At 70.7% G+C, this 22,561-nt stretch carries 24 protein-coding genes; 12 read left to right on the top strand and 12 right to left on the bottom strand.

The genetic code is table 11. The features are described from left to right. Positions 1–41 precede the first annotated feature (41 nt). Together N1032_RS13410 and N1032_RS13415 are read right to left on the bottom strand one after the other, a co-directional pair. Positions 42–1,346 carry a glutathionylspermidine synthase family protein gene (locus N1032_RS13410; RefSeq protein WP_259539605.1) on the bottom strand — a complete coding sequence of 435 codons (1,305 nt, stop codon included), beginning with the start codon at positions 1,344–1,346 and terminating at the stop codon, positions 42–44. A gap of 136 nt (positions 1,347–1,482) precedes the next feature. Then, entirely contained in the window at positions 1,483–2,352 is an 870-nt protein-coding gene (locus N1032_RS13415; RefSeq protein ID WP_259539606.1) for an aldo/keto reductase, read from the bottom strand. 163 nt (positions 2,353–2,515) lie between these two features. Between N1032_RS13415 and N1032_RS13420 the strand changes: the two genes are divergently transcribed. Next, positions 2,516–4,189 carry an alpha-amylase family protein gene (locus N1032_RS13420; protein ID WP_259539607.1) on the top strand — a complete coding sequence of 558 codons (1,674 nt, stop codon included), beginning with the start codon at positions 2,516–2,518 and terminating at the stop codon, positions 4,187–4,189. A gap of 85 nt (positions 4,190–4,274) precedes the next feature. On the opposite strand, the gene N1032_RS13425 is transcribed toward N1032_RS13420, so the two are convergent. Beyond that, entirely contained in the window at positions 4,275–4,856 is a 582-nt protein-coding gene (locus tag N1032_RS13425) for a TetR/AcrR family transcriptional regulator (RefSeq protein ID WP_259539608.1), read from the bottom strand. A gap of 63 nt (positions 4,857–4,919) precedes the next feature. Between N1032_RS13425 and N1032_RS13430 the strand changes: the two genes are divergently transcribed. Further along, complete coding sequence (locus N1032_RS13430; protein ID WP_259539609.1) at positions 4,920–5,687, top strand: SDR family NAD(P)-dependent oxidoreductase; 768 nt, start codon at positions 4,920–4,922, stop codon at positions 5,685–5,687. Between the two features lie 92 nt (positions 5,688–5,779). Here the strand turns inward: N1032_RS13430 and N1032_RS13435 are convergent, their stop codons facing one another. Next, positions 5,780–6,775, bottom strand: coding sequence for a hypothetical protein (locus N1032_RS13435; protein ID WP_259539610.1), 996 nt, complete (start codon positions 6,773–6,775; stop codon positions 5,780–5,782). A gap of 205 nt (positions 6,776–6,980) precedes the next feature. Between N1032_RS13435 and N1032_RS13440 the strand changes: the two genes are divergently transcribed. Next, on the top strand, positions 6,981–7,403 hold the full coding sequence (locus tag N1032_RS13440; protein WP_259539611.1) for a DUF1622 domain-containing protein: 423 nt from the start codon (positions 6,981–6,983) through the stop codon (positions 7,401–7,403). Then, positions 7,403–8,584 carry a low temperature requirement protein A gene (locus N1032_RS13445; RefSeq protein WP_259539612.1) on the top strand — a complete coding sequence of 394 codons (1,182 nt, stop codon included), beginning with the start codon at positions 7,403–7,405 and terminating at the stop codon, positions 8,582–8,584. Before N1032_RS13440 ends, N1032_RS13445 begins: the two co-directional genes overlap by 1 nt. A gap of 66 nt (positions 8,585–8,650) precedes the next feature. Here N1032_RS13445 and N1032_RS13450 read toward each other — a convergent pair whose 3' ends face one another. The 3 genes from N1032_RS13450 to lipB form a co-directional block, all read right to left on the bottom strand. Beyond that, the gene (locus N1032_RS13450) at positions 8,651–9,172 is read right to left on the bottom strand and encodes a VOC family protein (RefSeq protein ID WP_259539613.1); all 522 of its coding nucleotides are present in this window, start codon (positions 9,170–9,172) and stop codon (positions 8,651–8,653) included. A gap of 116 nt (positions 9,173–9,288) precedes the next feature. Beyond that, positions 9,289–10,257, bottom strand: coding sequence for a lipoyl synthase (gene lipA / locus N1032_RS13455; protein WP_259539685.1), 969 nt, complete (start codon positions 10,255–10,257; stop codon positions 9,289–9,291). A gap of 119 nt (positions 10,258–10,376) precedes the next feature. After that, a complete protein-coding gene (gene lipB / locus N1032_RS13460) occupies positions 10,377–11,054 on the bottom strand; it encodes a lipoyl(octanoyl) transferase LipB (RefSeq protein ID WP_259539614.1) in 678 nt (225 codons plus the stop codon). Between the two features lie 107 nt (positions 11,055–11,161). On the opposite strand from lipB, the gene N1032_RS13465 reads away from it, so the two are divergent. The 4 genes from N1032_RS13465 (at position 11,162) to N1032_RS13480 (ending at position 13,747) form a co-directional block, all read left to right on the top strand. Beyond that, positions 11,162–11,416 (top strand): type II toxin-antitoxin system Phd/YefM family antitoxin, encoded by a 255-nt coding sequence (locus N1032_RS13465; protein WP_259539615.1) that lies wholly within the window; start codon positions 11,162–11,164, stop codon positions 11,414–11,416. Then, on the top strand, positions 11,413–11,835 hold the full coding sequence (locus N1032_RS13470) for a type II toxin-antitoxin system VapC family toxin (protein ID WP_259539616.1): 423 nt from the start codon (positions 11,413–11,415) through the stop codon (positions 11,833–11,835). Before N1032_RS13465 ends, N1032_RS13470 begins: the two co-directional genes overlap by 4 nt. A 29-nt stretch (positions 11,836–11,864) precedes the next feature. Next, the gene (locus tag N1032_RS13475) at positions 11,865–12,653 is read left to right on the top strand and encodes a class I SAM-dependent methyltransferase (protein WP_259539617.1); all 789 of its coding nucleotides are present in this window, start codon (positions 11,865–11,867) and stop codon (positions 12,651–12,653) included. A 131-nt stretch (positions 12,654–12,784) separates the two neighbouring features. Next, a complete protein-coding gene (locus N1032_RS13480; RefSeq protein ID WP_259539618.1) occupies positions 12,785–13,747 on the top strand; it encodes an acyl-CoA thioesterase in 963 nt (320 codons plus the stop codon). Between the two features lie 60 nt (positions 13,748–13,807). Here N1032_RS13480 and N1032_RS13485 read toward each other — a convergent pair whose 3' ends face one another. After that, positions 13,808–14,275, bottom strand: coding sequence for an NUDIX domain-containing protein (locus N1032_RS13485; protein WP_259539619.1), 468 nt, complete (start codon positions 14,273–14,275; stop codon positions 13,808–13,810). A 61-nt stretch (positions 14,276–14,336) separates the two neighbouring features. Then, entirely contained in the window at positions 14,337–15,317 is a 981-nt protein-coding gene (locus N1032_RS13490) for an alanyl-tRNA editing protein (protein WP_259539620.1), read from the bottom strand. Between the two features lie 83 nt (positions 15,318–15,400). Here N1032_RS13490 and N1032_RS13495 point away from each other — a divergent pair, with 83 nt between their 5' ends. The 4 genes from N1032_RS13495 (at position 15,401) to N1032_RS13510 (ending at position 19,243) form a co-directional block, all read left to right on the top strand. Further along, positions 15,401–16,387 carry a DsbA family protein gene (locus tag N1032_RS13495; RefSeq protein WP_259539621.1) on the top strand — a complete coding sequence of 329 codons (987 nt, stop codon included), beginning with the start codon at positions 15,401–15,403 and terminating at the stop codon, positions 16,385–16,387. A 477-nt stretch (positions 16,388–16,864) separates the two neighbouring features. After that, complete coding sequence (locus N1032_RS13500) at positions 16,865–17,698, top strand: hypothetical protein (RefSeq protein WP_259539622.1); 834 nt, start codon at positions 16,865–16,867, stop codon at positions 17,696–17,698. Further along, positions 17,611–18,747: a cell wall-binding repeat-containing protein gene (locus N1032_RS13505; protein WP_259539623.1), complete on the top strand. Its 1,137-nt coding sequence runs from the start codon at positions 17,611–17,613 to the stop codon at positions 18,745–18,747. The genes N1032_RS13500 and N1032_RS13505 overlap by 88 nt, the downstream gene beginning before the upstream one ends. A gap of 85 nt (positions 18,748–18,832) precedes the next feature. Further along, positions 18,833–19,243: a siderophore-interacting protein gene (locus N1032_RS13510; RefSeq protein WP_259539624.1), complete on the top strand. Its 411-nt coding sequence runs from the start codon at positions 18,833–18,835 to the stop codon at positions 19,241–19,243. 138 nt (positions 19,244–19,381) lie between these two features. Here N1032_RS13510 and N1032_RS13515 read toward each other — a convergent pair whose 3' ends face one another. The 3 genes from N1032_RS13515 to N1032_RS13525 are packed head-to-tail and all read right to left on the bottom strand — an operon-like array spanning position 19,382 to position 21,818. Then, entirely contained in the window at positions 19,382–19,930 is a 549-nt protein-coding gene (locus tag N1032_RS13515) for a TetR/AcrR family transcriptional regulator (protein ID WP_259539625.1), read from the bottom strand. A gap of 7 nt (positions 19,931–19,937) precedes the next feature. Further along, entirely contained in the window at positions 19,938–20,810 is an 873-nt protein-coding gene (locus N1032_RS13520; RefSeq protein ID WP_259539626.1) for an alpha/beta fold hydrolase, read from the bottom strand. Between the two features lie 45 nt (positions 20,811–20,855). Beyond that, the gene (locus N1032_RS13525) at positions 20,856–21,818 is read right to left on the bottom strand and encodes a hypothetical protein (RefSeq protein WP_259539627.1); all 963 of its coding nucleotides are present in this window, start codon (positions 21,816–21,818) and stop codon (positions 20,856–20,858) included. Positions 21,819–22,561 lie beyond the last annotated feature (743 nt).

Raw genomic sequence — 22,561 nt, forward strand, 5'->3', positions numbered from 1 at the left:
CTGCCCCACGGGCGTGGGAATGTGCTCAGGGTTCGGGCGGCTCAGGGTTCGATGTAGTGCGGCACGAACTCGGCCAGGTCGCCGGTGATCGGGCCGCCCGTCTCGCGCAGGTCGATGCCGGCCGGCGTTTCGCCCACGATCCAGCTGCCGATGACCGCGGTCTTCGGCCGCCCGGCCGCCGTCGCGATCGGGGTGAATCGCGCCCGCTGCTGATAGACGAAGCCCTCGTCACCGTAGCCGCCCTCGTTCGAGGCCACGAGTGCGTCGGTCCCGTCGAAGACCCGAACGTTCGCGCCCTCACGGCCGAGTCTCGGTTTCGCGACGTAGCCGGCCGAGCCGCCGCGCAGCGCATCCGGAGCCTCGAAAGCGGGAAGCAGGTTGGGGTGGTCGGGGAAGAGTTCCCAGAGCACAACGAGCAGCTGCTTGTTGCTGAGCAGGAGCTTCCAGGCCGGCTCCACCCAGGCGGTGCGGCCGCGCGTGTTCGGGAGGAAGCCGCCGAACTGTTCGGCGAGCATCCACTCCCAGGGGTAGAGCTTGAAGATGCGGTGCACCTCTTCGTCGTCGGCGTCGAGAAACGCCTGGCGGTCGACGCTGAAGCTGAGGTCTTCCATGAAGATCAGTTTCGGGTCGAAGCCCGCCGCCTTCGCGGTCTCGGCCATGTAGGCGATGGTGTCGAAGTCTTCGACGATGAGTTCGGCCTCGGGCTCGCCGTTGTCGTGCAGCGATGCGAGGTGCAGCCGGGCGCCGGGTGCGAGGCCCCACCGGGCGGTGCGGATGTGCTCCCACTGCTCGATCAGCAGCTCGTGCACGGCGTTGAACTGGTCGGCGCCGGCGGGGAGCACTCCGGCGGCGGTCTGCTCTTCGAGCCACTGCCACTGGGCGGCGGCGGTCTCGACGAGCGAGGTGGGGGTGTCGGCGTTGAACTCGAGCAACTTCACCGCGGGCGAGCGCACCGTGCCGAATCGTGCTGGGCGACCGGAGAGGTCGGGCGGCCCGGCGCCGTCGTCGTAGGCGAGGTCGAAGCGGCCGTAGACGGTGGGGTCGTCGTCGTCCCACGAGGCGCGCACGAGTTCGTGGAAGCGTTCCGGGATGCCGAATTCGGCGAACCGGCCGGCCCGCACGACGTGCTCGACCGCGTCCATGCAGCGGGCGAAGAGCTCGGCGGTCGCCGTCTCGAGCAGCGCGATCTCGGGCGGCGCGAAGGCGTAGGCGGCCTCTTCATTCCAGTAGGGGCGCCCGTCTTCCGACTCGAGATCGTAGAAGCTGAACCCCACGGCGTCGCACCGCTGCCGCCAGTTCGGCCGGGGGCTCACCTCGACGCGTCGCATGCCTCCAGTATCGCCCACCCCGCGCTCCCCTCCCCTTCGCCGAGTTGCGCCAAAGTGCCCTAAGACAGGCTCAGGAAGGGCACTTTAGCGCAACTCGGCGGAAAGAGAGGGACGGGAGCGGGGAGGACACTAGGGCCCGGGGGCGGGGGCGGGGTCAGCTCAGGGCGTCGAGGGCGGCGTACTCGTCGTCGGAGAGGGTGATCGCGGCGGCGGCCACGTTCTCTTCGAGGTGCGCGACCGAGGATGTGCCCGGGATAGGCAGCGTCACCGGCGAGCGGTGCAGCAGCCAGGCGAGCGCGAGCTGACTCGGCGTGGCGTCGTGCGACGCGGCGAGCTCGGCGAGCGGCGTTCCCGCAGCCGACAGCTCGCCGGTGGCGAGCGGGAACCACGGGATGAACGCGATGCCCTCGGCCTCGGAGTAGTCGAGCAATTCGGAGGCGCTGCGGTCGGAGAGGTTGAACAGGTTCTGCACCGACACGATGGGGGCGATCTGACGCGCGGCCGCGACATCCGCCACCGTCACCTCGCTGAGCCCGATGTGCCGCACCTTGCCCTCGGCCTGCAGGGCCGCGAGCTCGCCGATCTGGTCTTCGAGCGGAACCTTGGGGTCGATGCGGTGCAGCTGCAGCAGGTCGATGCGGTCGACGCCGAGGTGGCGGAGGTTCAGCTCGGTCTGCTGGCGGAGGTATTCGGGGCGGCCGACGGGGATCCACTGGTTCGGCCCCTGGCGGGTGAAGCCGACCTTGGTGGCGATGGCGACGCCGTCGGCGTAGGGGTGCAGCGCCTCGTGGATGAGCGCGTCGGTGACGAAGGGGCCGTAGGCATCCGCGGTGTCGATGAGGGTGACGCCGAGTTCGACGGCACGGCGCAGAACCGCGATGGCGCCCGCGCGGTCGGCGGGCTCGCCCCAGACGCCGCGGCCGGTGAGCTGCATGGTGCCGAAGCCGAGGCGGTTGACGACGAGGTCGCCGCCGATGGCGAAGGTTCCGGCGGCGGAGGCGTTGATGGTGTCTGCAGAAGTCATGCAGATCCAAACCCCTCCAGGGCCCTCTGCATTCCTAGCTCGGGGCCTTCCCCGCTGCCGAGTTGCGCCAAAGTGCCCTTCGCGGACGCGTTTTGGGGCACTTCGGCGCAACTCGGCGGGGAGGTGGGAGGGAGAAGGGGCGGGATGTGCGCACACTGGGGGCATGAAGATCACCGACACGAGCGACCTGTGGTGGAAGAGCGCCGTCATCTACTGCCTCGACGTCGAGACGTTCATGGACTGGAACGGCGACGGCGTGGGCGACTTCGCCGGGCTCGCGCACCGGCTCGACTACCTGGCCGAGCTCGGCGTGACCTGTCTCTGGCTGATGCCGTTCTACCCCACGCCCGATCGCGACGACGGCTACGACATCGTCGACTTCTACGGCGTCGACCCGCGGCTCGGACATTTCGGCGATCTGGTCGAGGTGATCCGCATCGCGCGGGACCGGGGCATGAGGGTGATCGCCGATCTCGTGATCAATCACACGAGCGACCGGCATCCGTGGTTCAAGGCCGCGCGATCGAGCCGCTGGAACCCGTATCGCGACTATTACGTGTGGCGCGACTCGCCGCCGGCCCACGACGGTGCACCGGTGTTCCCCGACCAGGAGACCAGCAACTGGCAGCTCGACGAGAAGACCGGTCAGTACTACCAGCACGTTTTCTACAAGCACCAGCCCGACCTCAACATCACCAACCCGCTCGTGCGCGACGAGATCGCGAAGGTGATGGGCTTCTGGCTGCAGCTCGGGTTGTCGGGGTTCAGGGTCGATGCCGTGCCCTTCCTGCTCGACGAATCGGGCGTCATCGACGGCGCGAAGCTGCTGCCCGACCCGCACGCCTACCTGCGGTCGCTGCGCTCGTTCCTCGGCCGGCGGAGCGGCGAGGGCGTGCTGCTGGGCGAAGTGAACCTGCCGCGCGACGAGCAGGAGCTGTTCTTCGGCGGCGCGGAGGGCGACGAGCTCACGATGCAGTTCGACTTCATCGCCATGCAGAACCTGTATCTCTCACTGGCGAGGCAGGATGCCGGCCCGCTGATCGCCGCCCTCGAATCGCGACCGGCCGGCTCGCCCGACTCGCAGTGGGCCAACTTCGTGCGCAACCACGACGAGCTCACGCTCGACAAACTGAGCGATGCCGAGCGCGAGGAGGTGTTCGCCGCCTTCGGGCCCGAGGCCTCGATGCAGGTCTACGGCCGGGGGCTCGTGCGTCGGCTGCCGCCGATGCTCGATGGTGATCCGCGACGCATCCGCATGGTCTACAGTCTGCTGTTCTCGCTGCCCGGCACGCCCGTGCTGTTCTATGGCGAAGAGATCGGCATGGGCGAGAACCCCGAGGCTCCAGGGCGCATGGCGGTGCGGTCGCCGATGCAGTGGAACTCCGAGCCGACCGGCGGATTCTCAGCGGCCCGCCCGTCGCGACTGCGAAACGCCGTGGTGCCGGGAGGGTATGGCCCCGCGCACGTGAACGTCGAGTCGCAGCGGAGGGACCCGGATTCGCTCTACTCGTTCATCCGCGGCCTGGTGCAGCACTACCGCAACGCGCCCGAGTTCGGCTGGGGCGCGTTCGCGGTGCTGCCGCAATCGCATCCTTCGGTGCTCGCGCACTCACTGACCTGGGACGACCGCACCGTGGTGGTGCTGCACAACTTCTCGGCGTCACCGGTCTCGGTGCCGCTCGATCTCGGGCGTGCGCACGCCGGATGCCGCGTGAGCGACCTGCTCACGGGCGCGACGAGCTCGCTCAGCGCGTCGGGCCGGACGACGATCGAGCTCGACGGCTACGGGTTCACCTGGCTGCGGGTCATCCCCGAGGGAGAACGGCTCGAGTACTGAGGGCGGCGGCGCGAGCCGGGGTGGCTTGCGTGCCCGGGGCGGCTTGCGTGCCGGGGTGGCTTGCGTGCGTCGTGCGGAGCGACGCTCAGGCACGCAGGTAGTCGAAGAGGGCGTCGAGCACGGCCTCGAGATGGTCGGTGGTGCCGGTCGACCACATGATGACGACGCCGCCCTGGATGCCGGCCACGAGAGCCCCGGCGAGGCGTTCGGCGGGGAGGTCGGTGCGCATCAGCCCGGCATCCTGCATCGAACGGATGCCGGTTGCCACCAGCCCCTGCCACTGCGACAGCAGGGCGCGCACCACTTCGTCGGCTCCGGGGGTGGTGCCGACCTGTCCGATCAGCGAGTTGAGGGGGCAATGCGCGCCCTGGGCGCGGTAGCGGGCGATGACGGCGTCGCGCCAGCGGTTCCAGGCGGGCCAGTCGTCGAGGGTGCCGAGGTAGGGCTGCTGATCGCTGAGCACGCGGTCGGCCTCGTGGTGCATGACCGCCAGCAGCAGGTCTTCTTTTCCGCCGGGGAAGTAGTGGAAGAGCTGGCTCTTGCTCGTGTTCGTGACCGCGCGCACGTCGTCGAGGGTGATGTCGCCGAGCTCGTTCTCGCGCAGGAAGGTGGCGGCGCCGTCGACGATGCGATCGCGGGTGGCGCGGCCTTTGGCGGTCAGGGTCATGGGGTCGATGGTAGCGCATTTCTGGACTTGTGAGTCCAGAAATGGCGACGTACGGTCGACGCCATGAATCAGCAGCTCAGCGGCAAGACGGCCCTCGTGACCGGATCGACCAACAACATCGGGCGCGCGATCGCCGAAGCCCTGGCGTCGGCCGGGGCGCACGTCGTGATCTCGGGGCGCGACGCCGAACGCGGGGAGGCGACCGCCGCCGCCATCCGGCGTGCCGGAGGCCGCGCCGACTTCGTGCGCGCCGACCTCGACGGCTCGGCGACGGCGAGCCGAGCCCTGGCCGAGGAGGCGCTGGCGGTTCTCGGCGGCCGCCTCGACATCCTGGTGAACAATGCGGGAGTGTATCCCCGCCACTCCACGGCGAGCGCCGGCGACGACCTGTTCCGGCAGATCTACGACGTCAACGTGAGCGCTCCGTTCTATCTCGTGCAGGCTCTCGCGCCGGCGCTCGTGGCGTCGGGCGATGGCGTGGTCATCAACCTGGGCTCGTGGGTGGCGCGGGTGGGCGTGGCATCGAGCCCGCTCTACAGTTCGTCGAAGGCTGCGGTCGAGGCGCTGACGCGCGCCTGGTCGGCCGAATTGGGACCGCAGGGCGTGCGCGTCAATTCGCTCTCGCCCGGCGTCATCCGGCCGCTCGGATCGGCCGCGGATGCCGACCTGCCCTCGGAATCGCTCATGCTCACGAGCCCCTCGGGTCGCGCCGGCCTGGCCGAGGAGGTCGGCGCGGCGGCGGTGTTCCTCGCGAGCGACGCCGCGTCGTTCGTGCACGGCACGGTGCTCGACGTCGACGGCGGCCGCCTCAACGTGTTCGCGGCGGCCTGACTCGTCGAGTTGCGCCAAAGTGCCCTTCGCGAGGGCTTTTTCGGGCACTTTGGCGCAACTCGGCGAGAGAGGGGTGAGGGAGAGCGCGACGGTCAGGGGCGGGTCACGAAGAAGGTGTTCTGCACGGGGGCTGTCTTCCAGGTGAGGTGATCGGCCGCCGACCAGCTCCACTTGAGCCGGCCGTCGTTAAGGATCGAGACCGGAAGGTAGTCGCCCGCCGCCTCGTGCGCCACCACGTGGAACACGAGGGTCGTGGTCGAGCCCGCCGGCACGCCCACGACCTCGCAGAGCTCCAGAGCGGCGTCGACCTCGCAGGTGGCCCCGACGCCCGAGACGAGTTCGACCGACGCCCAGTCGGTGAGATCGAACGCGGTGTCGACGTAGGGTGCGGTCTTGCTGCCGGTGTTCGTGAGGTTCAACCGCAACAGGTATTCGTCGGGACGGCCGGGAAGCGGCGTGATGGCGTCGGTCACGGCCACCGGGTTGAGGATGCGCGGCGACGGCGCCGGCACCGTCGGCGCTGCTGGAGTGGCACCGGTCGGATCGTCGACCCCCATCTGCTCGTCGGTCACGTCGAACGACCACCCGTCTTGCGAGTCTTTGCAGCTGAACGAGGCGATCTGGTTGATCTTGACCCCGTAGATCGTGATCGGGTTGTTGATCCACCAGGTGTACGACGAATCGGCCTTCTCGACCGCGATCTCGACGCGGCCAGTGATCTCCCCCTCCTCGTTGTAGTGCGTATGGATGGTCAACTTGCCGTTGGCGTCTTCGATGAACTTCTCGTCGTAGGGGTCTTTGGTAAAGTCGAGGAATCCGTCGGGGAAGTCGCTCGCATCGGCCGAGTAGCGGCACGCACCACCGTGCTGCCCGCCCGCCGGAGCATGGCCTTCACCGCTTGCGTCGGTGACGTCGAGGCATGAGATGCCGGCGGCTTCGGCGGGCGCCTTGAGCCCGGGGCTGAACCGGCATTCGGCCGCCGAAGCGCTCGAGGCGGCAGCGAGCGGAGAACAGCAGAGGGCGGCCAGCGCCAACACGGCGATGCCGGCCGTGCGACGACGTGACGGAGAGGAGAACGGATGTTTCATGGGTCTTCTTTCGAATCAGCGAAGACACTCCCAATGGGTCTTCTGAGAATGCCTCAGTTAATGTAGCGGGTGCGGCCGACAGTCGCCACCGGCCCACTCGCATTCAGCCCGCGGCATCCGTTGCACCCGACGCGGCGGACTGCCACTGTTGTGACCAGCCACCGACCGACGGCGGCCGCGAACGGCTCGGCAGACGGAGGCGTGCATGGACTTCTACGGCGTCATCGAGATCGTCGGCAAGGTGATCGACGCGGCCGGAGTCGCGGCGATCGTGATCGGCGCGCTGTTCGCGGCGCTCAACGCGCTGAGCCGGGCCGTTCGCCGGCAGCGGCCGGTCTACACGCAGTTCCGCCGGCTGCTCGGGCGAGCCATCCTGCTCGGGCTCGAACTGCTCGTGGCGGCCGACATCATCCGCACCGTCGCCGTGACCCCGACACTCGAGAGCGTGGCGGTGCTGGGCGCGATCGTGCTCATCCGCACGTTCCTCAGCTTCTCGCTCGAACTCGAGATCACCGGACGCTGGCCCTGGCAGAAGGCGCCACCGGATGCCGCGAACACCCCGGATGCCGCCGCCCCGCCCGGTGGCGCCCGCGCCGCCTCCGCGCCCCCGGCCGACATCCCGGGCTGATGCCTTCGCCCACCGCACCGACCGCACAGCGCACCGGCGACGCGTTCCGTCGCGTCGACTGGCTCGAGCTGTTCTTCGACCTCGTCTTCGTGGTGATCGTCAAGCAGCTCACCGACCTGCTGCACGGCGACCCCGGAGTCGACGATTTTCTGCTGGTGGCCGGCATCCTGGTGCTCGTCTGGGCGGCGTGGCTCAACGTGGTCACCTTCGTGAACATGGTGGGAGGCACGCCCGGCGGCGCCCGGGTGCCGGTGCTCGTGTCGATGGCGGGTGTGGGGTTGATCGCGGTGTCGATCCCCGAGGTCACGGGCGACGGCGCCCCGCTGTTCGCGATCGGCTACGCCGTGGCGCGGGTGGCGATCTGGCCGGTGTGGGTGCGGGCCCGGCGGCGGAGCGGCCGCGGGGCGTTGCGGCCGACCCTCTACGGACCGGGGATCGCCGTGCTGTGGCTGGCCTCGATCGCGGTGCCCGACGGCTACCGGCTGTGGGTGTGGGCGGCGCTTGTGGTGGCCGAGATGGCGATCGTCGCGACCGGGTTGAAGGGCACCCGGTTCATCGCCGGGCACCTGATCGAGCGGGTCGGGTTGTTCACGATGATCGTGCTGGGCGAGTCGCTGGTCGAGCTCATCCTGGCCATCGACATCGGGCAATCGGCGACGGCGTGGATCATCTCGGCCCTCGGCTTCAGCATCATCTGCTCGTTCTGGTGGCTGTACTTCGCCGCCGGCGCGCCCGTCACCGAGCGGGTGCTGGGCCGTGCCGACGCGGTCGACGCGAGCGACGGGGTCGGCGCGCACGCGACGCACGTGGTCGCGGTGCTGCGAGACGTGCTCGGCGTGGCGCACTACGTGATCGTGCTGGGCCTCATCGGCGTGGCGGCCGGGCTCGGCGGCGCGATCGAACAGGCCGACGGCGCCCGGCTCGCGTTCGGCACCCTCGTCGCCCTCTGCGGAGGCACGGCGCTCTATCACGCCGCCCAGGTGCTGATCGCCTGGCGCTACGGCCTGCCGATGCGGCTGCTGCTCGTGTGGGGCGTGCTGAGCATCGCGATCTCGGCGTTCGTGATCGCGTTCGGGGCGGGATGGGCGCCGTGGGTGGTGGTGACCGTGATGCTCGTCGACACGGTGCTGCACCTGGCGACGGGTCCGCTCGTCGCGCGCCGGGTGCGCACGCGCACGTGACGGAGAGCACGGCGGATGTTTCGGCCGTCGCCCCGCCACCGACCCGCCCGCTACTCCACCCGCCCGCTACTCCACCGGCTCGAGTTTCACGGTGCCGTCGGGGTCGACGCTCCAGCCGGGGTTGAAGGCGACCTCCCAGATGACGCCGTTCGGGTCGGCCACGTGGCCGTGGTAACCACCGAAAGCCGCCTGTTGCGGAGGCTTGACGACCGCGCCGCCGGCGGCGAGCATCCGTTCGACCGCTGCATCGACGGCGTCGGCGGAGTCGACGTTGTGCGAGAGCGTCAGGCCGGCCGGAGCGGGCGCCGCGGCGGATGCCGCCGCCGCCGCAGTTCCGGACGCCGCGGCCCCGGGTGCGCCCAGCGAGCCGCCGTCCGGCGCTGCACCGGATGCCGCTCCCGACGCGAGATCGGCCGCGAACGCGGCGGCGTCGAACAGCCCGAGCACGAGCCCGCGACCCACCTGGAAGAACAGGATCTCGCCGGGCACGTCGAGCAGCGGCGACCAGCCGAGGCCGTCGCGATAGAACGCCCGGGCCGCACCGAGATCGGCCGTGGCGAGGGTGATGAAATCGAGTCGCTGATCCATGGGCAACACGGTAGCGCGCGCCCCCGACGCCCGCGAGGGGCTCGAGAACCGACGCCTGCGAGGGCGACGAGAACCACACCCGTGAGGGGTGCGCAGAACCGCCGCCCACCCCTCGATCAGACCGCCTGCGCGAACCCGTCCGCGTCGGCCGCCCGCTCGGCCAGCCCTGCGAGTGCCGGCGGAATCTGCCAGCCCTTGCGCTGCATCGACTGCGCCCACAGCCGCCCCGCGCGATACGACGACCGCACGAGCGGCCCCGCGAGCACGCCGAGGAACCCGATCTGCTCGGCCTCCTGCTTGATGTCGACGAACTCCTCGGGCCGCACCCACGACGCCACCGGCAGATGCCGCGGCGACGGGCGCAGATATTGCGTCACCGTGAGGATGTCGCACCCGGCGTCATGCAGGTCGTGCAGCGCCGACGTGATCTCGGCCCGCGTCTCACCCATGCCGAGAATGAGGTTCGACTTCGTGATCAGGTTCGCCGCCCGCGCCTGCGAGATCACGTCGAGCGACCGCTCGTAGCGGAAGGCCGGCCGGATGCGCTTGAAGATGCGCGGCACCGTCTCGACGTTGTGGGCGAACACCTCGGGGCGCGAGTCGAACACCACCTGCAGCAGCGACGGGTCGCCCGAGAAGTCGGTGGCGAGGATTTCGACGCCCGTGCCCGGGTTGAGCGCGTGGATCTGCCGCACCGTCTCGGCGTGCAGCCACGCCCCCTCGTCGGGCAGGTCGTCGCGGGCCACGCCGGTGACCGTCGCGTAGCGCAGCGCCATCGACACCACCGATTCGGCCACCCGGCGCGGCTCGTCGGTGTCGTAGTCGGCCGGTTTGCCGGTGTCGATCTGGCAGAAGTCGCACCGGCGGGTGCACTGGGAGCCGCCGATGAGGAAGGTCGCCTCGCGGTCTTCCCAGCATTCGAAGATGTTGGGGCAGCCGGCCTCCTGGCACACCGTGTGCAGCTCCTGGGTCTTCACGAGCTCTTGCAGCTCGCGGTATTCGGGGCCGAACTTGGCCTTGGCCTTGATCCACGGCGGTTTGCGCTCGATCGGCGTCTCGGCGTTGCGCACCTCGAGGCGTAGCAGCTTGCGGCCCTCGGGAGCACCGGCCGCGGGACCCGTCGGGCGAACGGATGTCGCGGTGCCGGCCGCACCCGCAGCGACACCCGCCCCCGCCCCCACCGGGCCGCACCCCGCGCCCGCGCTCATCGGGCACCCGCGAACGCCGCGTGTCCGATCTCGACGAGCCGCGACATCCGGTCGCCCGGCGATTCGAACCTCGAGATCACCGAATCGACGACGTCGACCGGGTCGACCCGCCGGCCCAGGATGTCGCTGATGGTCGTGACCCCGGCGTCACGGATGCCGCACGCGACGATGCGCGAGTAGGGCTCGAGGCTGTTGCTGCAGTTGAGCGCGAAGCCGTGGGTGGTGACCCCCGAGGCGACCCGGATGCCGATGGCGCCGAGCTTCGAGGTGGTGCCGTCGACGGTGGTCCAGATGCCGGAGCGCCCCTCGACGCGGTGCGCCACCACGCCGAGTTCGATCACGACCTCGAGCAGCAGCGACTCGAGCGAGCGCACATAAGCCACCACGTCGATGGGGTCGGGCAGGCGCAGGATCGGGTAGCCCACGAGTTGTCCGGGGCCGTGCCAGGTGATCTTGCCGCCCCGGTCGACGTCGACCACCGGGGTGCCGTCAGTGGGGCGCTCGCTCTGCTCGGTGCGCTTGCCGGCCGTGTAGACCGACTCGTGCTCGAGCAGCACGAGCGTGTCGGGAGCATCGCCCGCCACCACGCGATCGTGCAGCTCGGACTGCAGCGTCAAACCCTCGGCGTAGGGAACGAGTCGCCGCCCCACGCCCTCGACCACGAAGTCTGTCATGGGCCGAGTCTAGGTTAATTGGACTGAGTACAACAATCCGTCTGACTGGGCGCCACATCCAGTGCTACGGATGGCTACGCACGGCTACGGAGTGCTACGATCCAGTCATGACCGCCGTGCCCGTGCGCGAATTGCGCAACCACACCGCCGACGTCGTTCGGCGCGTGCAGAGCGGCGAAGACATCACGATCACCGCCAACGGCGTGCCGGTCGCCCAGCTCACTCCCGTGCGCGGGGGGCGGTCGCCTCTCGGTCGCATCGACCTCATCGCTCTGCTCGACGAGCCGGCCGACGCGGCTCTGCGCGATGACCTGAACGAGCTCGCGGGCGACACCACCGACGACCTCGGCCCCATCCGGTGAGCGCGACCACCTCCAGCTCTCGCTCGCCGCGCGGACTGCTCGACACCAGCGTGCTCATCGCGTCGGAGGCCGGTCGGCGACTCGACACCGAGAAGCTGCCGGAGGAGTCGTTCCTCTGCGTGATCACGCTCGCCGAGTTGCGCGCGGGCGTTCTGGCCGCGGTCGACACCGACACCCGCGCTCGGCGGCTCCGCACCCTGGAGGCCCTCGGCGACGTCGCGGTGCTCCCGGTCGACGACGGTGCCGCGGCCGAGTGGGCTCGACTGCGATATCGGCTGCACGAGGCCGGGCGGCGGGTGAACGTGAACGATCTCTGGATCGCGTCGGTGGCGCTCGCGAACGACCTGCCGATCGTCACCCAAGACGCCGACTACGACGCGCTGGCCGACCTCGGAGGCCCGGAGGTCATCCGGGTCTGACTCTTCGCACCCTGGGGCAGACTGGGGGCATGGATGCGTCGCGCACGTTCGAAGAGCTCCTGGCCGAAGGGGAGTCGGTTCCGGTCGAGGGCTGGGACTTCTCGTGGTTCGAGGGGCGCGCCACCGAGGAGCGACCGTCGTGGGGCTACTCGGGGCTCGCGGCCGAGCGGATCGCGGCATCCGTTCCTCCGGTCGACGCGGTGATCGACCTGCAGACCGGTGGGGGCGAGGTGTTCGCCGGCATCCTGAGCGCGGCCGGCCGCATTCCGTCGACGGTGTGGGCGACCGAGGGGTGGGAGCCGAACTTCCGGCTGGCGCACGAGCGGCTCGAGCTCTTTCGCGGCGACGTGGTGCTGGTGGGCGAGAGCGCGGGGTTGCCGTTCGCCGACGGGCGGTTCGATCTCGTTCTCAGCCGGCATCCGCAGGTCGTCGAGTGGCACGAGATCGCCCGGGTGCTGCGGTCGGGCGGCACCTATCTCTCGCAGCAGGTCGCGGCGGGATCGAACCGTGAGCTCTACGAGTTCTTGATGGGGCCGCAGCCGTCGGGTGAGAACGACGCGCGCAGCCCCGTGAATCTCGTCACGGGGGCGCGCGACGCGGGGCTGCGCGTGGTCGATCTGTTGACCGAGTCGACGAAGGTCGAGTTCTTCGACGTGGCGGCGGTGGTGTACTTCTTGCGCAAGGTGTTGTGGACAGTGCCCGACTTCACGGTCGAACGCTACCGCGACCGGCTCGCCGCGGTGCACGCGCGCATCCTGGCCGAGGGCTCGTTCGTGAGTCACAGCGAGCGGGCGCTGCTCGAGGCGCGCAAGCCGTGAGCGGGGTGCGGCCGCACTCCCCCACTCGGTCGCCCGCGTGTTCGCCGCCTCGTTTGACGCATCGCAAAGATCGGCCTTTCTTCGCGGCCTGATCCGCCGAAAGAGCGCCCGCCGCATGGCACAGTGAGAAGATGGACGACAAGATCACCCTGCGCTTTCTCGCCTCACCCCAAGACACGGCCGCCGGCGGGGCGACCGTCGCGGCCGGCCGAGTGCTCGAGTGGATCGACAAGGCGGGCTACGCCTGCGCCGTGGGCTGGAGCTCGTCGTATTGCGTCACGGCCTATGTGGGCAACGTGCACTTCACGCGCCCGATCGCGTCGGGGCAGATGATCGAGGCCACGGCACGCATCATCCAGACCGGTCGCAGCAGCATGCAGGTGCTCGTCACCGTCGAGGCCGCCGACGTGCGCAGCCGCGACTTCGCCCCCGCGACCCACTGCATCCTCGTCTTCGTGGCCGTCGACGAGAACGGCCGGCCGCGCGAGGTGTCGCCGTGGTCGCCGACCACCGAGAGCGACCGGATGCTGCACGAGCGCGCCGAGGAGAGGCTCGCCCCGCGGCGCGCCATCCGTGACGCGATGCAGCAGCAGATCTATTCGGCGCAGGGCACGACCCCGCGCACGGTCTTCCGCTTTCTCGCGGCACCGGCCGACGCCAACTGGGGCGGCAACGCGCACGGTGGAACCGTCATGCGCTGGATCGACGAGACCGCCTACGCCTGTGCCGCGGGCTGGACGTCGGAGGCGGCCGTCGCGGTGTATTCGGGCGGCATCCACTTCTACCGGCCGATCCGCATCGGGCACATCGTGGAGGTCGACGCGCGGCTGATCCACACCGGTCCGCGCAGTCTGCACATCGCCATCCACGTGCGGTCGGGGTCGCCGCGTTCACCGCGGTCGCTCGAGCTGACCACGCAGTGCATGAGCGTGTTCGTCGACCTCGGGCCCGATGGTGCCGCGCGGGCGGTGCCGCCGCTTCCGCTGGTGTCCGACGAAGACCGGCGGCTCGACGCGCACGCCGAAGAACTCATCCGCATGCGGAGCGAGCTCGAGGCCCTGCCGCTCGCGCGGATGCCGGCCGGGGTGGTCTAGCCGGGTTTGGCGCGGCGCGCGGGGCGGGCGGCGGCCGGCGCGGCGCGCTGGGCGGGCGGCTCAGCCGCCGGCGAGCCGCGCGGCGAGCGCATCGAGGATGGCGCGCTGCCCCTTCACGATCTTCGCCCGCGCGTCGGCGAGTGAGAACCAGCGGGCGTCGTCGATCTCGGGAAACTCGCGCATCCGCCCGCTGCGCGGAGGCCACTCGAGGGCGAAGGTGTTGCTCACCACCGGGTCGGGAGCGGTGTCGCTCTCGCCCGCGAACACCGTGATGAGCTTGCCCGACGGCTGCCGGAACTCGCCCAGCTCGTCATAGGCGACGTCGGGTGCCGGCTGACCGGTCTCCTCGGCGAACTCGCGCCGGGCCGCCGCGAAGGCGTTCTCGTCGGGATCGAACTCGCCCTTCACCACCGACCAGGCACCCTCGTCTTTCTTCGCCCAGAACGGCCCGCCCATGTGCGCCAGCCACACCTCGAGACCGTCGCCGCGCCGCCTCCAGAGCAGGATGCCGGCACTCCTCACCGGCACGGCGCACCCCGATCGGGTCGGGCGAGGTGGTGGACGCCGAACTCGACCCCGCCCACCCCGGTCATCCCCCCTCGCTCATGGTCGCCCACGTCACCATGCGCAGCTCGAGGGCGCCTGGCAGCTCGTTCGTGGCGAGTTCGACGCCGAGGGTCGCGAACTCGCCGAGCGACTCCACGTGCGTTCCGCCGCACGCGATGGCGACCGTGCTGTCGGGCAGCGCGCAGGTCCAGGTGCGGCGGGAGGTGAGGCCATCCCCCTCGCGGTCGATGCCGACGGGGGCTCCGGATGCGCGCCACTGCGCGAGCAGGTCGTTCACCCGAGCTTCGACCGCCCCGAGGTCATCGGTCAGCGCCGCGGGAGCGAAGCCCTTCTTGCGCAGCGACTTGCCCACCCGGTAGACATCGGTCGAGCCGAACGGCTCGATGGTCGACGACTCGATGGCGATCGCGTCGAAGTTCGGGTTGCCGCGGGCGTCGAGAGGCACGTCTTTTGTCCAGGCCGTCGCGAGCGCCTCGTTCAACGCGAGTGAGGCGAGGTGGCAGGCGGTGTGCCCGGCCGAGAGGGCGCGCCGCAGGCGCGGGTCGACCTCGGTGCGCACGGCGGCGCCCTCGACGAGGAGCGGCCCGGGGGCGGCATCCGTCACCCCGTCGGCGGGAGTCGTGCCACCCGTCGCATCGCCCGTCTCGACGATGTGGGCCACCACGAACGCCCAGCCGTCGGTGCCTTTGCGCACCGGGATGTCGGCGCCGAGGAACAGGGTCTCGCCGTCGGTCGCGCCCACGACGCAGTCCACGACGTCGAGCGCCGCGGCCGGGCGGATGCCGCCGCCACCGTCGCCGTCACCCCCGTCGACCCCGACCACGAGCACGCCGCGGTCGGCGCCCTGGTCGGGCCACGCGGCATCCACGGGGTGAAACGCGGTCTCGTCGAGCAGCACGGCGGCACGCCCGTCGCCGAGCGGTTCGACGTGCAGCACGCGGCCGGTCGACGAGACGGCGCCGGCGGGATAGGTCACGACGGTGTCGACGCGCGGGAGGGTCATGTCACCATTTTCCCACTCCGCGCAAAGCGGGCTCATAGACTTCGTCCCTAGCGTCACGACCGAGCGAGAGGAGCCGATGCGGCATGAGTTCTGCGAGGTCCGACAAGAGCATGTACGACGGACTCTCGAAGAAGGACCGCCAGGCCCTCGCCCGCGAGATCGCCCGCATCCAGCGGGAGGAGGAGCGCAAGCGCAAGCGGCGCACCCGCATCGCCGTGCGCACCACGCTCATCGTGGCGGGCGTCGCCGTGCTCGCGGTGGCCGGGTTCGCCGTCTACAACGGCATCCGCTCCACGTTCGTGGGGCCGCTCAATATGCTGAGCGACGGCATCCTGTTCGAGGGCGATGGCAGCACCACCACCGCCGTCACCACCGCGGCCCTGCAACCCGATGCGCAGCCGGTCGCCTCCGACCTCGACACCTCGACGGTGCTGCGCATAACCGAATACGTCGACTACGCGAGCCCGGATGTCGCCACCTTCGAGACCGCGAACGCCTCCGCCCTGCAGTCCTACGTGTCGGCCGGCTACGCCAGCATCGAGCTGCACCCCGTAGCCCTCGACGGCGACGCAAGCGGCTACTCGACCCGCGCCGCCAACGCGGTCGCGTGCGTGGCGAACTCGACGCCCGACGCCACCCTCGCCGTGCACAACGCCCTGGTGGCCGCGCAGCCCACGCTGCCCGACGGTGGCCTCAGCAACGACGACCTTGTCGCACTGGTGCAGAAGGCGGGCGCGACGGATGCCGCCATCGCCTCCTGCATCACCGGCAACGAGTTCGACGACTGGGTGGCGGGCGCCACCGCCCGCGCGCAGCAGAACGTGCCGAACTCGGATGTCGCAACCCTCACCGCGACTCCCCTCGTCATCATCGACGGCACCGCCTACTCCGGCGCCCTCGACGACACCGACGCCCTCAACGCGCTCATCACCGAGGTCTTCTCCGCCGCCACGGGCACCACCGACCCCGGTGCGGCCGGCGACAGCACGGGCACGGACGGCACCGGCACCGACGACACCGGCACGGGCACGCCGACCGAGGCCCCGGGCCGCACCCCCGCGGCCGGCTAGCCTCGCGCACGCTGCGCGCCGCGCAGCCGCCGCACTCCCACGTGCCCGCGATCGCGCCCAGTTTGGTTCGGCGCGCCGCGCATCCACCGCACTCGCCCACCCTCGAGATCAACGACCGCCCCCCCCCCCCCCCCCCCCCACATGCCCGCGATCGCGCCTCGTCTGGCACTGCGCGCCGCGCATCCGCCGCGCTCCCCCACCTTCGCGATCGACGACACCGCGCGCACTCCCACCTGCCCGCGATCGCGCCCAGTTTGGCCCGGCGCGCCGCGAATAACCGGCGCCTCGAAACAAGAAGGGCGCGCTGACCGCCCCGGACGGCGGGCCCCGCGCACTCGCCGGCACGCCCGCTGGCCGCAGAGTCGAGAAGCCAGCGCCCACGAGGGCGCGCCGCCCCTGGATTGACGAGGTGCCGTACCTAACGAAGCTCAGGACGATCGCCCCGACGCGACCCCGCCCCCGACGATTGCGCCCGCCATGCCCGCCTCCCCCCGCCCTCGCCGCCGCGCCCGCGGCTACGCCACGGCGACCTTCGCGGGCCTGGCCACGCAGCCCGACGGCACCGCCATCCCGAACCCCACGAGCGATAAGTTCAGCAACCACCAGGTCGTCGTCGACAACGGCACCGGCACGGTCGACCCGGCGAACCAAGACGCCGAGATCACCTGGGACGGCGACTTCACCGTGGCCTTCTACAGCGGCCTCACCTACTTCTACGTCAGCGACCCCACGCTCGACGTCGACAACGGCTTCGGCACCGTCACCGCCACCCTCTGCGGATTCCAGGCCGACATGAACGACCCCACCCTCTGGGTTCCGATCGCCGACACCGTCGTGACGCTCGCCGACCTCGGCGAGGTCGAGGTCACCGCCACCGGCTTCATCGCCACCCCCGACTACGCCGGCGTCGAGATCACCACCCCCGCCACGGCCACGGCGCAGAACCGCACCGTCGCCGGCTGGGACGCGTTCCCGCAGAGCTTCGTCGACTTCCAGCAGCTCACGGGGCAGTCCTCTAACTGGTACTCCAGCGTCGGGTCCACCGACGAGAACAAGGCCGCCCTACCGCTCACGGTGAGCTACACCGCGACGGCCGTGCCCACCGTCACCGTTTCGAAGACCGACAGCCTCGATCCTTCGACACCTTCCTCGACACCTGGAAGGCATCCGAGGGCGCTCCCTCGACCGCCCGCAAGGCCGACGGCAGCACCACCAAGTGGGCTGTGCACGCCGAAGACGTCGCCACCATCGGCGGCGCGGCACGCGGCGCGATCACCCTCGCGGCCGATGGCTCCTTCAGCGCCACGATGACCGTCAAGAAGGGCTTCTCGGGCGCCCACGCCGACGGCAACTTCGGCGTCTACACCTACGCCGGCGGTGGCGCGGTCTTCGCGCCCTTCGAGACCTTCACGCCGGTGACGTTCGCCGATCCGTCGGTCGACCGCATCGAGGGCGCGACGCGAACGGATGTCGCGATCAACGTGTCGATGAAGGCCTACCCCGATGGTTCCGATGTCGCCTACGTGGTGACGGGTTCGGGCTTCGCCGACGCACTGAGCGCCGCGCCCGCCGCGGTCAAGGAGAAGGCTCCGCTGGTGCTCACCGCCACGAACGAACTGCCGGCACCGGTCGAGTCCGAGCTGCAGCGGCTCACCCCGAACAAGATCGTGATCGTCGGTGGACCGAACTCGGTCTCGGCCGCGGTCGAGACCGAGCTGAAGACGCTGGCCGCCGACGTGGTGCGCCTGTCGGGGACGGACCGCTACGAGGCATCCCGCAACGTCGTCGACTACGCGTTCGGCATCGGCGTCGCGAGCGCCTACGTCGCCACCGGGTCGAACTTCCCCGACGCCCTGTCGGCGAGCGCGGCCGGCGGTGCCACGGCGACGCCCGTGCTGCTCGTCAACGGCGGCGCCGCGTCGATCGACGCTCCTACGTTGGCGCTGCTGACGAAGCTTGGCATCGACAGCGCTTCGGTCGCCGGTGGCCCCAACTCCGTCAGCGACGGCGTGAAGGCATCCATCGAAGCACTCGCATCGAAGACCGACCCCGCCAAGAAGGTCGTCGTCACCCGCCTGTCGGGGGCCGACCGCTTCGCGGCCTCGATCTCGATCAACAACAGCGCGTTCAGCTGGGCGAACACGGTCTACCTCGCGACGGGCTACAACTACCCCGACGCGCTGGCCGGCGCGGCACTGGCTGGACTCAAGGGATCGCCGCTCTACGTGGTGCCGACCGATTGCGTGCCGAAGGGCGTCGTGGCCGACATCGAGCGCCTCGGTGCCGGGCAGGTCACCCTGCTCGGTGGGCCGAACTCGCTCACCCCGGCGGTGCAGTCGCTGACGGCCTGCAGCTTCTAGCAGCAGCGCGGGAACACCGCTTCACCACTCGAGAGGGGCTGTCCGGCATCCGGATGGCCCCTCTTCTGGCACAAGGAGCCGAATCATGCACACCTCACGCGCCGACGACCACGCCGCACTCGTGCGCGTGCTGCTCGCGGGCGACACGGGCGACATCGCGCCGATCCGGCGCATCCTCGACGCACTACCCGCCGACGCCTACGGGCGGGTCTATCTCGAAATCGTGTCACCGGTGCAGATCAGGCCACTCGTCGCTCCGGCCGGCGTGTCGATCACGTGGCTGCGCCGCGACCTGGTGCCGCACGGGTTGCTCGAGACCGCGCCGCGCGGCGAGCTCATCCGCTCGGCGGTGTCGGCGTGGGTCGCCGAGTGGATGCCCGAAGCCGCCGTGCCGGGGGATCACCTGCACCTGTGGCTCGGCTGCAACGCGAGCCCGCGGGTGGGGGCGCTGTATTGCGAGCTCAGCTCGCTGCTGCGGGGGCACGCCGGCGCGTAGCGGCGGGTGCCGCGGCGACTTCTGGGGCTGGCGGTTGGCGGATGCGTGATTTCCGCCGACCGAGGCCGTATAGGGGGTCGGTCGGCGAAAAATCCGCAGGCGTCAACCGGTCCGGCGCGGTCGGGGCGCTCTGCGCCTTCAGTACGAGGGCAGCGAGCGCACGAACGAGTCGATCAGTCGGTCGAAGCTGCGGTCGACGTCGACCGGCAGGCCGAAGCCGCCGGCCGCCTCGAGCGCGACGAATCCGTGCAGCACGGCGCGGAGGCCCCGCGTGGCGTCGATGGCGTCGTCGCCGCTGAGTCCGAAGCCCGCGAGCACGTCGAAGATCACCCGCACCGCCTGGTCGGCGGCGGCCACCTCGGCTTCGGGAGCGGTGTCGCGCGGAGCGGAGATCGTGGCGGCGTAGCGACCCGGATGCTGCTGCGCCCAACTGCGAAGGGCGTGCGCGAGCGCGGAGACCGCGTCGGCTCCCGAGCGGCCGACGGTCGCGCGCACCATCACGTCGGTGAGCTCGCGGATGGCGCGTTCGGCGATCGTGGCGCGCAGGGCGCCGAGGCCGTCGATGTGCTTGTAAAGACTCGGCAGCTTGATGCCGAGGCGCGCCGCGACAGCAGCGAGCGTCACCGACTCGAGGCCGACCTCGTCGGCGAGCTGCTCGCCCTCCAGGGCCACGCGCTCGCTGGTCACTCCCGCCCTAGGCACGGTCGCCTTCGGCGCCGGCGCTCGTGAAGCCGCCCGCCGCCCGCACGGATTCGGCGAACGCCAGCACCGCGGGAGTGACGATCTCGGGGCGTTGCGCGTGGGGGTAGTGGCCGGCATCCGGAACCATGACCACCTCGGCGCCGGCGTGCGCGGCGAACCGCTCGGCGATCCACGCACTCTCGGCCGCCGGGTCTCGGAAGTCGGGGTCGCGCTCGCCCATCACCACGAGTGCGGGCGCCGACACGCGGCCGACCGCGGCCTCGGCCTCGGCGTGGCTCGTGCGCGTGGTGCGCGAGAACGCCCGGGTGCGGCCGGGCCGGCGAAGGGCCTCGGACACCGAGGCACGATAGGCGTCGAAGTCGGCCGGGCGGTGGCCGGCGAAGAGGGTCGGCAGGTAGGCGTTCCAGACCGCGGCGGCCCAGGGGCGGGCCATCATCACGCGGAAGAGACCGGCCAGCAGCAGGTTCATCGGCGGGTTGCGCACGAACGGGCCGACGAGCACGAGGCCCGCCACGAGCTCAGGGCGGCGGGCCGCGAGCACGGCCGACCCGGCGCTCATCGAGTTGCCGACCACGACGGCGGGGCCGCCGAGGTGCTCGATCAGCGCGATCAGGTCGTCGGCGGTGTCGGAGTCGCCGTATGACGTGAAGGTCGCGTCGCTGTCGCCGTGGCCGCGCAGCTCGGCGTCGGCGACGCGGAAGCCGGCCGCGACGAGCTGCGGCGAGAGTTCACGGTAGGTGGAGCGGAGGTCGCCCATGCCGGGCGAGGTGACGACCAGGGGGCCGTCGCCGGCGAGGCCGAAGGCCAGTCGGCCCTCGCCTCGGTCGAGGTAGCGGAGTTCGCTCTTGTTGTCCGTTGCGTTCATGTGGCTACTGTAGCTAGCTTTTTGGCTAATTGCAATAGCTTTAGTTCAGCGGCGGTCGGCGGCGCTGTCGTCGGGAGGGCGGCGGAAGGCGGCGAAGTCGTCGGAGGGGTCGGAGCCGGCACCCCGGCGGCGGGCGCGGCGGCCGGGGGTGAGCGCGGTGGTGCGTGTCGAGGTGGCGGTGGCCGTCGAGGTCGCGGTGGCGGTCGCTGTCGAGGTCGCGCGGGCTGATGCGGCGGCGCGGCGGTTGACGGCGGTCGCGATGATCGCGATCGCGGCGATCAGCAGGGCGGCCAGCACGAGGCTCGGCGCGAGGAGTCCAGCCAGCTGCACGAGCAGAAGGGATGCGGGCCGCGTGCACCCGAAGGCATCGCAACTGGCCATCGAGAGATTGAGCGTCTGGGGCAGCGACACGAACACCGCGGCGCCCAGAGCCACGACGAGCAGTGCCCCGGCGAAGATCCAGAGCGCGACCGCGGGCGCGCGCCCCGGTTCGAGCTCGGAGTCGAGGTCGTGGTCAGGGTCGGCGTCGTGGCCGGCGAGGCCGTGAGTGCGACGGAGGCGCGAAGGAGCGGAAGTGACAGTGCCGTCGCGGTCGCGGTCGGCATCGCCTCCGCGGTCGCGGATGGAGTCGCTGTCGAGGTCACCGCCGACGGCCGCTCGGGGCATGACGTCGGCGAAGGGGTTGGTGCCGGCCATGCGTGAGCTCCCGTCCCGCTGCCACGAGGCTTCGGCGAGTTGCGGGCCCACGGCCCGCGCGACTCCGCCCCTCGCGCGCACGAGCAGCCCAAGGGCGAGCGCGATCACCCCGGCCGCCACGAACGCCGGACCGAGCACCCGACCGACCGAGGTGAGCAGATAGAGCACGTCGTTGTCGGTGCGGCACCCGCCGTTGCTCGAACACGTCGACGACACCGAGAAAAGCGACACCGCGCTAGCCAGCAGCCCGACGACAACCGCCACGACTCCCGCAATCCGCAGAGGTCCCGCGGCTCCCGACAGCGCTCGCACGTCGACCCTCCTCGGCCCGGAACCACACGTTCCCGTTGCCCCGAGGCTACTCGCCGCCCCCGGCTCCGGCATCGCCCCCGCCCTTCCCCGCACCCCGCACCCCCCGCCCACCCCGCGCCACTCGCGCCACTCCCAGGCTCAGGTCGCACAAAACGCGCGTTAAAGACGCCCGCAGAGCATTCCGCGCGACCGCGACCGAGAGACACGGCATCCCATCGCCGCGAAGGGCACGGTGTACCTCGAGTGGTCGCCCCACCCCCACACCACACCTACGCTGTCGGTCGCACAAAACGCGCTATAAAGACGCCCGAGGAGCACTCTGCGCGACCGCAAGCGCAAGCGCCCGAAAAACACGTATGAGGGGCACGCTGCATGTCGAGCGGCAGCCCACCCCGACACCGCACCCACGCAGCCGGTCGCACAAAATGCTTCACAAAGACGCCCAGGGAGCATTTTGCGCGACCACGACCGGGAGCGCCGGGAAACACGTATGAGCGGCACGGTGCACGTCGAGCGGTAGCCCACCACGACGCCAGACCCTACGAGGCCGGTCGCACAAAATGCTCCATTCAGACGCCGGATGAGCGTTTTGCGCGACCACGACCGGGACCCATAACCGGGCGCGGTGCGGGCGCGACCGGGCACGTGGATGGCGCGAGGCCCGCGAGTGCCGCATCATCCGGTTGTCCGAGAGCAAGTGACCGCCGCAGGGGGCACGGTGTGCGTCGAGCGGTAGCCAAACC

It is taken from the genome of Herbiconiux daphne (genome assembly GCF_024979295.1).
In the GTDB taxonomy this organism is placed as follows: domain Bacteria; phylum Actinomycetota; class Actinomycetes; order Actinomycetales; family Microbacteriaceae; genus Herbiconiux; species Herbiconiux daphnes.